We start from the raw sequence: 15,380 nt of genomic DNA, 5'->3' as shown, positions 1-15,380 counted from the left end.
GGTCAGACTACGGCGGGGCCGCGTTCAGGAGCCATCGACCGACCGATCGGAAGGTCCACCCTTTTGCTCGATTCGCCCGGTGCAGGCCCCACACGGGGTGGGCGACCGGTTCGCGCCCGGGATCCGACGGCGAGGCGTCAGCCCCGCAGGAACTCCTCGCACGCCCGTGAGAGGTGCAGCGGGTCGGCGACGGCGCACATCTCGCGGGCCGAGTGCATCGAGAGCAGGGTGATGCCCACGTCGATCGTGGTCATGCCCAGCCTGGTCGCGGTGATCGGGCCGATGGTGGAGCCGCAGGGCATCGCGTTGTTCGAGACGAACGCCTGCAGCGGCACGCCCGCGCGCTCGCAGGCCTCGGTGAGCGCGGCGGTGCCCACGGCGTCGGTCGCGTAGCGCTGGTTGGCGTTGATCTTGAGGATCGGCCCGGCGCCCAGGCGCGGACGGTTCACGGGGTCGTGGCGCTCGGGGTAGTTCGGGTGGGCGGCGTGGCCGGCGTCGGCCGAGAGCACCATCGAGCCCGCGAGAGCCCGGCGCCGCGAGGCCTCGTCCCCGCCGAGCGCCGCGTGCACGCGCACCAGCACGTCCTCGAGGAACGGCCCGGCGGCGCCCGAGCGGGACGCCGAACCCACCTCCTCGTGGTCGTTGGCGACCATGAGGGCGATCGGACGCTCGCCGTCGGCCGTTCCTGAGCGGGCTCCCGAGCCGGAGCCGGCCCCCGCGTCGGTGCCGGACCCCGTGCCGCCCGCGAGCCGCACGAGCGCCTCGACCTCGGCGTGCACGGAGGAGAGGTTGTCCAGGCGGCCCGAGGCCAGGAACTCCTCGTGGGCGCCGAAGAAGCCGGGCGCCTGGGAATCCGCGGTGACCACGTCGGTCCCCAGGATCTCCGCGCGCTGCACGCCCGCGCGCTCGGCGAGCAGGCCCAGCACGTCGACCTCGCCCAGGCCGAGGATCGGCTGCATGTGCTTCTGCGGGTTCAGCGTGAGGCCGTCGGCGTTCACCCCGCGGTCCAGGTGCACGGCGAGCTGCGGGACCCGCAGCAGCGGGCCGGTCGCGACCAGCACCTCGCGGCCGCCGCGCAGCACCAGCCGCCCGGCCAGGCGCAGTTCGCGATCCAGCCAGGAGTTCAACAGCGCCCCGCCGTAGACCTCGACGCCCACCTGCGCGATCGTCTCCGCAGCGAGCTGCGGGTCGGGCTTCACCTTGAGCGCCGGGGAGTCGGTGTGCGAGCCGACGATCCGGAAGGCCGTCCCGTCCGACGCCTCCGCGGGCGCGGACCAGGCGATGAGCGAGCCGTCGCGCAGCACGAAGCGGTTCCCGCGCACCGCGTCCCCGCTCCACTGCTCCCGCTCGTCCAGCGCCGTGAACCCCGCGACCTCGAGGCGCCGGGCCGCCTCGCGCACGGCGTGGAAGCTCGAGGGGGAGGCGGTGACGAAGGAGCCCAGGTCGGTCGCGAAATCGCGGGCCTCGGCGGTGGGGTGGACGGCGGATTCGGCAGGTGCGGAGGTCATGGGCTCATCGTTCCACAGCGGCCGGGGCCGCGACGGCGGCTTCGGCCCGTCCCGTCCGGTCCCGTCTCGTCGGTCCGGCCCCGTCGGCCCGGATCAGCCGGCGTCGGACGGCTCGGTCTGCGGGGCCTCCGCGTCGGGGCCCTTCATCGCAAGCGTCGCGTCGATCTGCTTCTCGAACCAGTCGTCCATGGTGCGGGAGAAGGCATCGGTGAGGTGGTAGCTGTCGCGGTAGACGAACACGTTGCCGATGATCGGCGAGCAGCGCCCCTTCGGGCACAGCACGTCGGTCGCGGGGTCGGCGATGCGGATCGGCGCGTACGGGTCGTCGCTCGCCCGGTAGGCCGACGGGTTCTCGGCATCCATCCGGTTCTTCATGTCGTCGCCGCACTCGGCGTCGGCCTGGGCCGCGTCGCCGCCCTCGCGCAGCACGTCGAAGGAGCAGTCGAAGCGGTTGCCGGACTCCTCCTTCTTGGGCCAGCGCGGATTGTCCCGCAGCAGCAGCACGGGGATGCCCCGCTCGGTGGTCAGCGGGAGCGCGCTGTCGAGGTTCTCGCGGTCGGATTCGGTGTCCGAACCGCCGTCGAACGAGGTGCGGGTGCCCATCGTGATCAGCACGTCCGGGTCGACGCCGTCGATGAGGGTCTCCCAGGAGGTGTTGACGTCCTCGCACTGGTTGGTCGCCGGGTCCGTGGTGAAGGTGCAGCCGCTGTGGCCGATGTAGTAGACCGCCCAGTTCCTCTCCTTCGCGATCTGCTGGATCGCGCCCGTGTACTGGCCGGCGTGGGAGTCGCCCGCAAGCGCGACCGTGAGGTCGGGGTCGCCGTCGGGCGCGGGGGTATATCGGCAGGTCACGGTGTCCGGGAGGCCCAGCTCCTTCTGGCAGTCCTCGGCGTAGGTGTGCTCGGAGGGCTTCGTGACGACGTCGGGCGAGGGGATGGTGGCGCTGAAGCCGTCGGTCATGGGGTCCACGGTCCACTGCGCGCCCGGGTTCGGGGCTGCCGGCGCGGCAGGGCCGCCGCCGTCGCTTGCTCCGGCGTCGGCGTCGGCATCCTGCGAGCCCTGGGCGACGGTGAGCGAGCGCTCGCCGACGGCGGGGAAGACGGCCTGGGAGCCGACGAGCACCACCACGAGGCTCACCGCGACCGCCGCGAGGGTCCTGCGCGGCCGCGCATCGAGCCAGGCCGAACGGCGCACGGGGGTGTCGACGAGACGCGTGAGCAGCCACGCGATCAGCAGGGACACGGCGAGCACCCCGGCGCCGTCGAGCGCCCCGGCGCGCTCCTGCCCGGTGAGGGCGAGCCAGCCGATGAGCAGCGGCCAGTGCACGAGGTACAGGGCGTAGGCGATCGACCCGAGGAAGGCGACCGGGCGCAGCGAGAGGAACGCGTCGGCGCCCCAGGCGCGGCCCGAGCGCCCGGCGAGGATGACCAGGCCCGCCGCGGCGAGCGGCCAGATCGCGATCCAGCCGGGGAACATGCCCTGCACGTCCAGCAGCGCCCCGCACGAGAGCAGCGCCGCGAGGCCGACCCAGCCGATCACCGCGCGCGCCGCCGCGAAGCGCGGAGGGGTCGCGGCCGAGGTCGTCGCGCCCGTCGCCCGGTCGATCCGCGGCAGCATCAGGCCCAGCAGCGAGCCGAGCGCGAACTCCCACAGCCGCGCCGCGGTGTCGAAGTAGGCGAAGGTCTGGCTCGACGCGGTGGAGAGGATCGACCACACGAGCGAGACCACGATGACCAGCGAGAACATGCCCGCCATCAGTCGGCGCGGGTGGGCGCGGAGCACCGGCAGGCGGCGCATCAGCAGGGTGCCGAGCGCGAACAGCAGCGGCCAGACGAGGAAGATCTGGCCCTGGATTGACATCGACCAGAAGTGCTGCAGCGGGGAGGCGGCCGCGGCGTCGTGCGCGTAGTAGTCGACGCTGTCCGCCGCCAGCACGTAGTTCTGGACGTACAGTGCGCTCGCCCACGCCTGGCGCTGCACGGTCGCCCAGATCGTCGGCGGCAGCACCGTGAACGCGAGGATCAGCGAGCCCAGGATCGTGACGACCGCGGGCGGCAGCAGACGCTTGAACGTCTTCAGCCAGTAGCGGGGCACGGCGAGCGGACGCCCGGACTCCAGGCGCCGCGCGAACGAGCCCGTGAGCAGGAAGGCCGAGATGAACAGGAAGACGTCGACGCCGCCGGAGACCCTCCCGAACCAGATGTGGTACACCGCGACCAGCAGGATCGCGATCGCCCGCAGCCCGTGGATCTCGACCCGGAACGGCACCGAGAGAGCCGGCTCCGAGGGGCGGGGCGACGGAGCAGCGGGCACTCCGGTCGACGGGGCGGCAGGTGTCTCTGTCGACCGGGCGGCCGGCGTCTCGGTCGACAGTGCGGCGGGGGCGGGCGCATCGGCCGACGGGTCGGCGGGCGCGGGCTCGGTCGGCCGTGGCGCCGGTGGCTCCGGGGCTGCTCCGGGTGCTGACGGTTCTGCGGGTGCCGCGGGTGCCGCAGGTGCTGGGTGCGTGCGTCCGCGGGTGGCGCGGTCGAGATCGGCGTGGGAGGGGAGCGGTCGCGCGTCGGGCGCGGTCGGCTCGGTGCGGGGCGCCGTGGTCCACGCATCGTGGACGTCGTCGGCGGGCTCAGCGCGCTCAGCGGGCTCGACGGGGTCGGCTGGCCCGGCGGGGCGCGGACCCGCGCGCGGAATCTCGGCGGTGTCGTCCGCCGTGGGCGCCGCATCCTCCGCGTTCGTCTGAGCCTCGGTCCCGACATGCCCGGCCCGGTCGTCCCCGGTCGCTTCGTTCCTGCTCCCGTCGTCCCCGTCGTCGGCGGTCCCCTCGAACTCCACGGGGTACCCGAGGTCGGCCGAAGCATCGCCGGGCTCGAGCCAGGCGTCCAGGGATTCGGGATGGACGTGCGCATAGGCGGCGCGAGCGGGGGTGCGCTCGGCGGGCGTCTCCTCGGAGGCGGCGGGCGTCTTGGCGTCCGACGAGGCGGGAGCCTCGGGCGCCGGCTCCTCGAGGCGGCGGGCGCGGCGACCGTGGCGGCGGGCGGGCGGGGTAGTGGTCGCGCTCTGCGTGGCGGCGGTGCTCGGGTCCGGCGACGCGTCCCGCTCGGCCGGGTCGGGGAGTCGCCCGTCGGCCCGCGGGGTCTCCGAGGCGGCCGGCGGCGTCTCGTCACGGGGGGTGCCGCGGCGACGGCCGTGGGCGCGCGGCGCCGACCGCGCGTCGTCGTCCGACATCCGTCCCCCTTCGTCAGCTCGTCAGCGCACCCGTCCGTCGCCGCATGCATGCGGAGGCGAGCGCACAGATCCTATCGTCAGTGCGCACAGCGCTCAGGCGAGTCCCGCCTCGCACGCCCGGGTCGGCTGCGCGGGTCGTCGGTTGCCGATCCGGGTCTCAGCCGTCGCCGGTGAGCTCCATCCGCCCGTCGGACCCGCGGCACGGGCGCAGTTCCCACAGCGCAGCCTTCCCCACCCGGTGCAGCTCGATCGCGCTGCCGTTGCGCGCGGCGTCCTCGGGACCGCGGTTCGGGCTGCGCTTGCGCCAGAGCGCACCCTCCGTGGAGGTGAAGACGTAGCGGGCGTCCTGCCGCGCGGCGGCGTCGCACACCGCGGGGTCGCTGTCGATCCTGCCGAGTCCCCGCAGCAGCAGGCGGTCGTCCTCGCTCAGGGCCGAGGCGGGCGTCGGGGCGAGGACACGGCGGTCCTCGAGCGCCCACAGCAGCGAGCCGCCGTCCCAGGGATCCGCGATGATCGTCGCGTGCGGCGGCACCAGGGCGTCGGCCTGCGCGAACACGGCGAGCTCGTCGGCGGAGACGACCTGAGGGATCTTCCAGTAGCGGGCCATCAGGGCGTCCTCGTGCTGCGACGCGGAGGAGAGGACGGCCGGGGCGAGGAGGCCCAGGACGCAGACCGCGACCACGACGGCCGAGGCGGGGAACCCGGCGGCGGGCGCGCGATGCCCGGGGCGACCGGTCCGCGTCGAGCCTCGGGCGAGCTCCGAGCCTCCCGCACGTGTCGTGCTCTCTGCGCGCACCCGGCGTCCCGCAGGCGCTCGGCGCGGGGCCGGCAGGGCGCCCGCCGCGCGGGCGAGCACGTCGATCGCGACGGCCAGCACGGGGATGCCGAGCACCGGGATCAGGGCCGCCGGCCGATAGCTGTCGATGTACCAGGGACCGGTGAGCAGGTAGCGGATGTCGCGGTCGCCGAAGGCCGCCGCCGCCACGAACAGGAAGGTGGTCGCCAGCAGCGGCGGCAGCATCCAGCGCGAGCGGGAGAGCACGAGCACCACGAGCATCGCGAGGCCCATGAGCAGGGCCGGCAGCACCCCGGGCGGCACGTGCGCGCCGGACATCCCCAGCCCCGCCCGGAGCGCCTCCTCGATGTGCATGTGCGCAGGCCAGGCCGACGCCCGGCGTGAGGGGCGCAGCTGCGTCCAGGCGAACGGGATGAGGGCGATGAGCACGAGCGAGGCGCCGCAGGCGAACAGGGGGAAGCGCCGGCGGGGGTCGCGCCCGTCGGCGCGCCTGCGCCCGCGCAGCCACGCGAGGACCCCGCCGACCGTCGCCCACAGCGCCATCGGCGCGACCAGCACCAGCGAGGCGTGCAGGCCCTGCGGGTGCGCCCAGAGCACGGCGCACGCCGCCACCGGGGCCGCGATCACCAGCTGCAGAGGGCGCAGGTGCTCGCGGGTGCGCGGGGCGAGGCCGAGCGCCTGCGCCGCCACCAGCACCACCGTCGGGAGCATCGCGGTGGACAGGAAGTTCGGCAGCAGCAGGCCCCAGGTCATGAGCGCGAGCGGGAACGCGAAGGACGCGCCCGTGAGCGCGCCCGCCGCGCACAGGCCGGCCGGGCCCACGCGCGTGCACCCGGCGACCAGGGCCACGATCCCGATCGGCCACACCACGGCCCCGACCAGCAGCATCAGCGCGTTCGAGGCGAGCGGGAGGGACTGGCCGGAGGCCATCACCACGAGGCTCGCGAGCTCGTGCCAGCCCGCCGGGTAGAAGCCGCTGCGCCCCTCGGGGAGGTTCAGTGTCGAGACCACCGCGGCGGAGGCGTCGTGGGCGTCGAGGATCGCGCGCACACCGCCCAGATGGAAGATGTTGTCGTAGGTCTGGCTGATCGCGTCGATGCCGCCCATGCCGTGCAGCGCCCGCACCGCGATCACGGCGCCGCCGACCAGCAGCCCGAGCAGCGCGGCGAGGGTCCGGGCGCGCGGCGAGCAGTCCGTCGGGGTCAGCGGGGAGGGGCGGGCCGACGGGCCGTCCCCGTCATCTGCGCCACGCGGGGACACTCCTCGGGACGTCGTCCGCCCCGCTCGCGCAGCGATCCTGCGCGTCGCGAGGACGAACGCACCGGCGAGCAGACCCACGACCACGGGCGTCACGAGGGACCACGCCCAGCCCAGCGCATGGGAGCCCTCGGCAGAGACGGCGACGACCACGAGCGAGGCCGGGGCGAGCAGGGCGGCGCCGGTGAGCGGACGCGGCCGGAGGGCGACCACGAGCGGCAGCCCCGGGACCACGAGCACCCCGAGCGCAGCGGCGAACGCGGCGATCACGGCCAGCGACATGCGGACTCCTCCGGGCGGGCTGCGAGCCGCGCTGGAAAGGGCTCAGGAAACCAGATCCGACCGCGGCGTGCTCGGACGGGGGACCTCGCCGTGCCACACTGGTGCAGTGCAGGACAGCCGCGTTCCCCCGGACATATTAGGGTCTCCAGACTCCTCGTTCACGCCCGTCGACCCCGGAGTCGCGTCCGCGGGCTTCACGATCACCGCGCGCCACGGCGAGAAGGCCCGCGCCGGCGTCATCCGCACCCCGCACGGGGACATCGCGACACCGGCGTTCGTGCCCGTGGGCACCAAGGCGACCGTGAAGGCCGTGCTGCCGCAGGCCGTCGCGGACCTCGGCGCGCAGGCGGTGCTCGCCAACGCCTACCACCTCTACCTCCAGCCCGGCCACGACCTGGTCGACGAGGCCGGCGGCCTGGGCGCCTTCATGAACTGGCCCGGCCCCACGTACACCGACTCGGGCGGCTTCCAGGTGATGAGCCTGGGCGCGGGCTTCAAGAAGGTCCTCTCCAGCGAGTTCTCCGGCGGGGAGAAGGCCCGCACCGCGAGCGGCGAGGATGACGCCGTCGCCGAGGGCAAGGAGCGCCTCGCGCACGTCGACGACGACGGCGTCACCTTCCGCTCCTTCATCAACGGCGACGTCCACCGCTTCACGCCCGAGATCTCCATGCAGATCCAGCACGGGCTCGGCGCCGACATCATGTTCGCCTTCGACGAGCTCACCACGCTCATGAACTCCCGCCCCTACCAGGAGCAGGCGCTCGAGCGGACGCGGCTGTGGGCGATCCGCTGCCTCGCCGAGCACCGCCGTCTGACGATCGAGCGGGACACCAAGCCCTACCAGCAGCTGTGGGGCGTCATCCAGGGCGCCCAGTACGAGGACCTGCGCCGGAAGGCCTCCCGCGACCTCGGTGCGATGGAGGTCGACGACCAGGTCTTCGACGGCTTCGGCATCGGCGGCGCGCTCGAGAAGGAGAACCTGGGGACGATCGTCGGCTGGGTGACCGACGAGCTGCCCGAGGACCGCCCGCGGCACCTGCTGGGCATCAGCGAGGTCGACGACCTGTTCATCGCCGTGGCCGCCGGCGCCGACACCTTCGACTGCGTCTCGCCCTCCCGGGTCGCCCGCAACAGCGCCGTCTACACGCGCACGGGCCGGGTGAACCTCACGGGGTCGCGGTACAAGCGCCAGTTCGCGCCGATCGACGAGACCTGCGACTGCTTCACGTGCACGCACTACACCGCCGCGTACATCCACCACCTGTTCCGCGCCAAGGAGATCCTCTCGGCGACGCTCTGCACCATCCACAACGAGCGGTTCGTGGTGCGCCTGGTCGACGAGATCAGGGCGTCGATCGCGAGCGGCGACTTCGACGCCCTGCGCGAGGAGCGCACGGGCGCGAACTACGGCGAGGCGCGGTGAGCGGTCTCGCGGAGGCCGGCTGCTAACGGAGGGTGCGACGCGCCCCGAGCGCCGAGGTCAGGACTTCTTCGCGGCGCGGAGCACGACGATCCCGCCGACGATCACGAATGCGCCCTCGATGACGTGGCGGATCACCTCGACGATCACCATCACCACGAGCAATCCCCGCGCGGCGTCGAAGCTCCCGTCGTGGAGAGCGGACTGCAGCGCGGCCTGCGCGATCGCCGTGATGATCAGTCGCGTGACGACGCCGCAGACGAGCGGAGCGAGGATCAGTCCTCCGCCGATCCGCACCTTCTGCGGGCCGACCACCAGGAAGTAGATGGCGGCTGCGAGCAGGGCGATGCCCACGATCACGTTGAGGATCACGAGCAGCACGCCGCCCACGGCGAAGCCGGTGACTGCTGCCTCGGAGCCCTGATAGCCCGCCGAGTACCCACCGACTGTGGTCACGATGATGGCGATCGAACGGATCAGCAGGAACAGCGCCCCGAGGGTGATGACGATGATCGCGAAGGTGCGCGTCAGCCGGCTGCGATCCGGCGTTCCCGCCGGTGCGTACACGGGCATCGAGGCATTCCCCGGAGCGTACGGGCCGCCCGGCGTCGCCGGCTGAGGAGCGGCGTAGGGCGAGGGCTGCTGGGGCGGGGCGCCGAACGGCTGTGGCGCGGGGGAGGGCTGTGACTGCGCGGGCTGCCCCCACGGGGAGGGCTGCTCGGACGCGCTCGGTCGGCGTGCGTCCGACTGATCAGTGTTCGGCTCGTCCGTGCCTGGTTGGGGAGCGTTCGATGATGCGGCGCTCTGCTGCGGCCAGCCGGGCTGCGGGTCGCTCTGCTGCGGCCAGCCCGGCTGCGGTTCGCCCTGCTGCGACGAATCCGGCTGTGCCGTGCTCTGCTCCGAGGTGCTGCGGTACGGGTTGTACGGCTGGGCAGGCTGCTGGCCGCCTACGGGTTCGCCGTATCCCTGCTGCCCGTCGGGAGCTCGCCCGTACCCCGGCTGGCTCTCCTGCGGATCCGGCTGCCCGTAGCCCTGCGACATGTGCTGTTCTCCCTGCTCTGGTCGGCCCTCGTGTGGTTCCAGCCTAACGGGCAGGTCACGTCGCCCCGGCGTCGACCAGCCCGCGCGGGCACATCGATCTAGCCTCGCGCGCACCGTCCCCGCGATCACCGCGCTGGGCCGGGGCTCCGCCGGGTGCGAGCAGCACGCGTAGCAGGAGGTCGGGTCACCGCATATATGACACGTGACCCGACCTCCTGCTACGCGAAGTGCACGGGGGCTCCGGACAGTCTGACCGCGGGACGGTCAGCGCGCGGCGAGCTCGAATCGGAAGCTCATGGGGGCGGCGCCCAGCACGTACTGCGGCAGCGGCTCGGGGCCGCAGGCCGCGGAGCCCACACCGTGCAGCGCCGCGGACAGGGTCACCCAGGTGAGGCCGTCGGATTCGAGGGCGGCGTCGTGGGCCTTCGCGTCGAGCTCGGCCGTCGGCCACGGGCGCACCGCCAGTCCCAGGCCCTCGGGGGCGACGACGTCCACCTCGTGCCCATCGCCGCGGACAGCCGCTCGCACCACGCCCGCCCGGTTGCCGTTCTCCTGCGGCATCACGTAGCGGGTCTGGAGGTCGGTGACGGAGGAGCGGTAGGTCGCGAAGGTCGTGCCGCCGCCGGTGTCCGGGTAGGACTCGTGCGGCCCGTAGCCCGTGTACTGGACATCGTCGAGGTCACCGGGGACCGCGAACGTCCAGCCCACGCGGGGCAGCGGCAGATCCTCGGGCCAGTGCGCCGAGGGGGCCACGTCCACCTGCACCCCGACGCGCTCGCCGTCGCTGGACCAGCGCTCGATGACATCGGCGCCGAGGCTCGATCCGTCCAGTCCCAGGCGCTTGCGCAGCACGAGTACGTCTCCCTCGACGTCGGCCGAGACCAGTCGCAGCCTCGCCACGTCCAGACCGATCCGCTTCCACCGCGTCTCGAGCGCCACGGACGTGAAGGCGCGCTCGTTGTCCACCGGAGCGCGGTACAGGTCGACGCCCGCGTGCGGCACGTCGACCGACCCCACCTTCACCAGGCGACCCAGGTCGTCGAGCACCGCCGAGCCCACGCGCCAGCCGTCGCGGCCCACGGCCGCATCCGGGGGGATCGGGGCGACGAGCTCGCCCAGGCCCCCCTGCTGCGCGGAGAGCGCGGCACGATCCATGCGGTCAGCGGCGATCACGAGGTGGCCCGCCGGGACAGGTCCCTCCTCCTCGCGGGTCAGCAGGCGCACGGTCACTGCGGGCCCGTCGCCCGCAGGCAGGGGCACATCGGCCGACGCCCCCGGCGCGAGGTCCGGCAGCGCGAGCTCCTGCCAGCTCTCCTGCGCATCGAGCGAGACCTCCGCGCGCAGATGCTCGAGGGAGCGGAACGCATAGCGGTTCGTCACCCGCGCCGCGCGGGCGCCGGACTCATCGCCCGTCGGCGCCGCGAGGATCTCGAGCCCCACGGGAGAGAAGTGGTGCTTGGCGTCGAGCAGCGCGGGGGAGGGGCTGCGGTCGGGCAGCACGAGGCCGTCGGCCACGAAGTTGGAGTCGTGCAGGCGCTCGCCGAAGTCGCCGCCGTAGCCGTCGATCGCACGGCCCTCCGCGTCGGTCGTGGCCAGGGCGTGGTCGATCCACTCCCAGATGAAACCGCCCTGGATCGCCGGGTACTCGTGGACCAGGTCGAAGTACTCCTTCAGGGAGCCGGCGCCGTTGCCCATCGCGTGCGCGAACTCGATCCACAGGAACGGCTTGGTGAGCGCCGGGACGTCGTCGAAGGCGTCGTCGGCGGCGTCCACGCCGAGGTGGCGCAGCATGCCGACCAGCTGCTTCCTGTTCTCCGCATCCAGCGCGCGCTCGCCGATCTGGCGGGACTGCTCGTGGCTGGGGTACATGAGCGAGAAGAAGTCCGCGTCCAGCGCCCGGTAGTCCTGCTCGTAGATGACCGGGCGGGTGGGATCGACCTCGCGGACGCGCTCGATCATCGCGGTCGTGTTCTGCCCCGTCGACGCCTCGTTCCCGATCGACCAGATGACGATCGACGAGTGGTTGAGGTCACGGCGCACGAAGCGGTCGGTGCGCTCGAGCAGGGACTCGGTGAACTGCGGGTCGTCGGCCGGGCGCTTCGCGGCGCCCGTGGAGTCCTCCCCGGTGGTGTCCGCGTGGAAGCCGTGCGCCTCGAAGTCGCACTCGTCGACCACGTACAGCCCGACCTCGTCGCACACATCGAGGAACCGCTGGTGGGGCGGGTAGTGGGAGGTGCGCACCGCGTTGATGTTGTGCTGCTTCATGAGCGCCGCGTCGAGATCCTGGTTGCCCGGATGCTGCGTGCGGCCGACGAGCCGGTCGACCTCGTGCCGGTTCACGCCGCGGATCTCGACGCGCTCGCCGTTGATGCGGAAGATCTCGCCGTCGATCTCCACGCGCCGGAAGCCCACGCGCAGGGAGATCGTCTCGGTCACGGCCCCGCCGGATGCGCCCGCGACGCGACCGGCAGCGCCGGCGCCGCCGGCGCCTGCTGCGGCCGTCACCGTCGCGTCGTAGAGGGCGGGCACCTCGGCGCTCCAGGGGTCGACGGGGCCGACGTCGATGCTCGTGCCGTCCGCCGGGGCCTCGACGTCGAGTGCGGGGATGCGCACCACAGCGCCCTCGAGCAGCGCGCCGTCGATCCCGGTCGCACGGGCGCTGAGCGTGCCGCGGCCGGTGGACGGGTCGAAGTCGACGCGGGTGACGAGGTCGTGGATGCCGCCGACGGGCCGCAGCAGCAGGTCCACGCTGCGGAAGATCCCGGAGGCCCACCACATGTCCTGGTCCTCGAGGTACGTGTTGACGCTCCACTGGACCACGCGCACCTCGAGCAGGTGGGCGGCGCCCGCGCGCAGCAGGTCGGTGACGTCGAACTCCTGGGTGAGGCGGGAGCCGGCGGTCACGCCCACCTCGGTCCCGTCGATCCATACCTTCGCCGCCGAGTCCACGCCCTGGAAGCGCAGGATCGCGCGGGCGCCCTCGGTGAGCTGCTGCTCCCAGTCGGCGGGCACCGCGAGCGCGCGCGAGTAGTGGGCCGTGGGGTTCTCGTCGGGCACGTGCGGGACGTCGACGGGGATCGGGTAGACGACGTTCGTGTACTGCGGGGCGCCGTGGCCCTGCAGTTGCCACAGTCCCGGCACCTCGATCGTCGTCGGGTCGCCCAGGTCCGAGCCGTCGGCGCGGGACCCGAAGCGCACGTCCCACGTGCCGTCGAGACTGAGCTCCGGGGCGTCGGAGTGCAGGTGCGCCCGACCGCGCAGGCGCCCGCTGCCAGTAGGCAGGGCCTCCCACCAGCGATCGGTCGGGGCGGTCACGGGAGCGGCGGTGGTCATCGTGAGGATTCCTCCAGGTCAGATGGGGTCTTCGCGTCGGACCGGGCGCGGGTGGCCGACGGTGGCGCTGGGATCAGCCTACAGATTCGTGAGCGTTCACGTGACGGGGTGCTCGAGGCGGCCAGGGTGAGGGGAAACCGGGAGGAGGGGAGTATCCGGCTCCCGCGGCCTCGGCGGCCCGCGAGAAGTACGAAGTGGTTGCCATGGGCCCTCTTGGCAACGACTTCGTGCGGCTCGCGTACGGCCGGGGCGGTCGTGGCCACTCGCTCGCAGCGAGCGGGACCTAGTCTGAGCTGAGCTGAGCTGAGCTGAGCTGAGCTGAGCTGAGCTGAGCTGAGCTGAGCTGAGCTGAGCTGAGCTGAGCTGAGCTGAGCTGAGCTGAGCTGAGCTGAGCTGACGGTGAGGATCGAGGTGAGGGGAAGAGTATGGGCTCCGCGGACCACGAGCGCCCGGGACGTCGCATCGACGGCGTGCCCGAGCACGTCGATCGTCCTGGGCGCGACGACCTGCCCGGGCACACCGGTGCGCCTGAGCGCGACGATCTGTCGCAGCTCGCAGGCATGCCTGGGCCCCTCCTGGTCGACTGGGACTACGTGCTGATCCTGGACTGGCCGGAGGGCGACGATGATCTCGATCTCCCCGACCCCGAGGCCGTCATCTCCCCACCGCTGTCGCAAGCGCTGCGGCGATGGTCGACTGCGATGCGGATCGCCTACGACGATGAGACGGGCGCGCATGACCCTGATCCGGAGGAAGCCGACGCCCTGGACGCCGAGTACGACCGCCTCGTCGCGCGACTCCGCGCCACGGGGCTCGCAGTGGACCAGGGGGAGAAGTGGTGGCGCGCACCCTGATGCCGCCGCTTCCCGGCTCGGCCCGATCGCGCCACAGGCGCGAGCAGCTCGCCCCCATCAGAACCGCGAGAAGTGAGAAGTCGTCCTGAAGAGGCGGTTATGACAGCAACTTCTCACTTCTCGGTGGCACGGGGCGCCGAGGGTGCCGCGTGACGGAGCGCCGTCCGCCCCGCTCCTCGGGTCCGCGACCGATCGCCCGCAGACGGTCTCCGCGCGCAAGGACGCCTACGAGCAGCTGCGACGCCTCTCGACGTGGCGTCTGCTGAGCGCGACGAAGGCCCCGGCGGTGCTCGCGATCCTGCAGACGGTCTTCCCCGGCGGCAGCCGTCGCCTGGGACGCAGCGACCTCGTGGCGCGCGTCGAGACCCACCTGGACCTGCTGCACGAGGACGGCCAGGGCCGCACCGCCCCGGAGTACGTGGACTCGTGGGTGCGCGAGGGCTATCTGACCCGGCGCGACGACCCGCAGCACCTGGAGACGATGTTCGAGCCGTCCCCGGCGACGATCGACGCGGTCCAGTTCATCGCCTCCCTCGAGGAGCACCGGCCCACGACCACGGAGTCGCGCCTGCAGCTGGTGCTCCAGCAGTTCGACCGCCTCGCGCAGGAGACGGAGACCGACCGCGACGTGCGGCTCGCGGACCTGCAGCGTCGGCGCGCGGCGATCGAGCAGGAGATCCGGGACCTCTCCGAGGGGGAGCTGCTGCTGCCCGATGCCGGCACGTCCGCCGACCGTCTGCGCGACATCCTGCAGATCGCCTCCGAGCTCTCGGGCGACTTCCTGCAGTACCGCGAGGACCTGCGCGCCGTGGACCTCCATCTGCGCGAGCAGATCCTCTCCCCGGAGGCCTCGCGCGGCGAGATCCTCGAACAGCTGCTCGCGGGCGACGACCTGCTGGGCCAGTCCCAGGTGGGCCGCACCTTCACCGCCTTCTTCCGGATGCTCAACGACCCCGCCCAGACCCGTCGGGCGCAGGACGTCGTGGACCGTCTGCTCGAGCGCGACTTCACCCAGCACCTCACGCGGGACGACCGCGAGATGCTCGCGAACGTCTTCAGCGACCTCTACGAGCCCGCGCAGGAGGTGCTCGACGTCAAGACCGAGCTGTACCGCTCGCTCGCGCGATTCGTGCGCTCCCAGGACTTCCGCCAGCACCGCGTGCTGCTGGACCTGCTGCAGGAGGCCCAGGGCCTCGCGCTCGCGCAGAAGGACGAGGTCTCCACGCGCTTCCCGTTCTCGCTGGACCTGCGGGTCGCGCGGGTGCGGATGTCCTCGGTCTCCCAGCACCGTCTGAAGGATCCGACGGATCCCGGCGCCCCGGTGGAGGCCGAGGTGCACGATGCGACCACGCTCAGCGTCGAGGTGCTCCAGGACCTGGTGCGCACCAACGACATCGACACCGTGGGCCTCACCGGCTCCGTGAACCGCGTGCGCTCGCTCGCCGGGCAGGCCTCGATCGGCGACGTGCTGCGCGAGGAGCCCGCCCGCCAGGGACTGGCCTCGGTGATCGGTCTGATGTTCCTGGCCACGCAGTTCGCCCAGGAGCGCGAGGGGTCGACGGAGGTCGTGGGCTGGCGCGAACTGGACGGCAACGACTACGCGGCCAAGGTCCCCGCCTACTACTTCCTGGACGACGTGCCGGTGGAGTGAGTCGGCCGACGGGCCT

The 15,380-nt window shown here is 72.9% G+C and carries 9 protein-coding genes and 1 pseudogene; 3 read left to right on the top strand and 7 right to left on the bottom strand.

From position 1 onward, the window contains the following. Nucleotides 1-137: 137 nt before the first annotated feature. The 3 genes from MHY49_RS07950 to MHY49_RS07940 form a co-directional block, all read right to left on the bottom strand. Nucleotides 138-1,508 carry a M18 family aminopeptidase gene (locus MHY49_RS07950; RefSeq protein ID WP_239203489.1) on the bottom strand — a complete coding sequence of 457 codons (1,371 nt, stop codon included), beginning with the start codon at nt 1,506-1,508 and terminating at the stop codon, nt 138-140. A gap of 93 nt (nt 1,509-1,601) precedes the next feature. Continuing rightward, nucleotides 1,602-4,730, bottom strand: a complete 3,129-nt coding sequence (locus MHY49_RS07945; protein WP_239203488.1) for an acyltransferase family protein — start codon at nt 4,728-4,730, stop codon at nt 1,602-1,604. Between the two features lie 157 nt (nt 4,731-4,887). Beyond that, on the bottom strand, nt 4,888-7,065 hold the full coding sequence (locus MHY49_RS07940; RefSeq protein WP_239203487.1) for a DUF6541 family protein: 2,178 nt from the start codon (nt 7,063-7,065) through the stop codon (nt 4,888-4,890). A 133-nt stretch (nt 7,066-7,198) separates the two neighbouring features. Between MHY49_RS07940 and tgt the strand changes: the two genes are divergently transcribed. Continuing rightward, nucleotides 7,199-8,488, top strand: a complete 1,290-nt coding sequence (gene tgt, locus MHY49_RS07935; protein ID WP_370646055.1) for a tRNA guanosine(34) transglycosylase Tgt — start codon at nt 7,199-7,201, stop codon at nt 8,486-8,488. A 57-nt stretch (nt 8,489-8,545) separates the two neighbouring features. Here the strand turns inward: tgt and MHY49_RS07930 are convergent, their stop codons facing one another. From MHY49_RS07930 to MHY49_RS19335, 4 genes and pseudogenes are all read right to left on the bottom strand, one after another. Further along, a complete protein-coding gene (locus MHY49_RS07930; RefSeq protein ID WP_239203502.1) occupies nt 8,546-9,058 on the bottom strand; it encodes a hypothetical protein in 513 nt (170 codons plus the stop codon). Between the two features lie 732 nt (nt 9,059-9,790). Further along, nucleotides 9,791-12,859 (bottom strand): glycoside hydrolase family 2 TIM barrel-domain containing protein, encoded by a 3,069-nt coding sequence (locus tag MHY49_RS07925; protein WP_239203486.1) that lies wholly within the window; start codon nt 12,857-12,859, stop codon nt 9,791-9,793. Continuing rightward, nucleotides 12,856-13,266, bottom strand: a complete 411-nt coding sequence (locus tag MHY49_RS19340) for a pentapeptide repeat-containing protein (RefSeq protein WP_370646054.1) — start codon at nt 13,264-13,266, stop codon at nt 12,856-12,858. The genes MHY49_RS07925 and MHY49_RS19340 overlap by 4 nt, the downstream gene beginning before the upstream one ends. After that, a pseudogene (locus MHY49_RS19335) lies at nt 13,164-13,379 on the bottom strand (hypothetical protein); the annotation flags it as partial. The gene MHY49_RS19340 and the pseudogene MHY49_RS19335, both read right to left, overlap by 103 nt. Here MHY49_RS19335 and MHY49_RS07920 point away from each other — a divergent pair. Together MHY49_RS07920 and MHY49_RS07915 are read left to right on the top strand one after the other, a co-directional pair. Beyond that, nucleotides 13,285-13,713 carry a hypothetical protein gene (locus MHY49_RS07920; protein WP_239203485.1) on the top strand — a complete coding sequence of 143 codons (429 nt, stop codon included), beginning with the start codon at nt 13,285-13,287 and terminating at the stop codon, nt 13,711-13,713. The pseudogene MHY49_RS19335 and the gene MHY49_RS07920 sit on opposite strands and share 95 nt — an antisense overlap. Before the next feature lie 142 nt (nt 13,714-13,855). After that, the gene (locus tag MHY49_RS07915; protein WP_239203484.1) at nt 13,856-15,364 is read left to right on the top strand and encodes a DUF3375 domain-containing protein; all 1,509 of its coding nucleotides are present in this window, start codon (nt 13,856-13,858) and stop codon (nt 15,362-15,364) included. Nucleotides 15,365-15,380 lie beyond the last annotated feature (16 nt).

The sequence above is a fragment of the Brachybacterium sp. ACRRE genome (assembly GCF_022346485.1).
GTDB classification, from domain to species: Bacteria; Actinomycetota; Actinomycetes; order Actinomycetales; family Dermabacteraceae; genus Brachybacterium; species Brachybacterium halotolerans.
Note: the sequence above shows the minus strand (reverse complement) of the source record. Positions and strands in the feature narration are given on the sequence as shown.

Excerpts from the sequence above, each read along its gene's own strand:
- MHY49_RS07950 (WP_239203489.1), bottom strand. The coding sequence starts at position 1,508 with ATGACCTCCGCACCTGCCGAATCCGCCGTCCACCCCACCGCCGAGGCC.
- MHY49_RS07945 (WP_239203488.1), bottom strand. The coding sequence starts at position 4,730 with ATGTCGGACGACGACGCGCGGTCGGCGCCGCGCGCCCACGGCCGTCGC.
- MHY49_RS07940 (WP_239203487.1), bottom strand. The coding sequence starts at position 7,065 with ATGTCGCTGGCCGTGATCGCCGCGTTCGCCGCTGCGCTCGGGGTGCTC.
- MHY49_RS07930 (WP_239203502.1), bottom strand. The coding sequence starts at position 9,058 with ATGCCCGTGTACGCACCGGCGGGAACGCCGGATCGCAGCCGGCTGACG.
- MHY49_RS07925 (WP_239203486.1), bottom strand. The coding sequence starts at position 12,859 with ATGACCACCGCCGCTCCCGTGACCGCCCCGACCGATCGCTGGTGGGAG.
- MHY49_RS07920 (WP_239203485.1), top strand. The coding sequence starts at position 13,285 with ATGGGCTCCGCGGACCACGAGCGCCCGGGACGTCGCATCGACGGCGTG.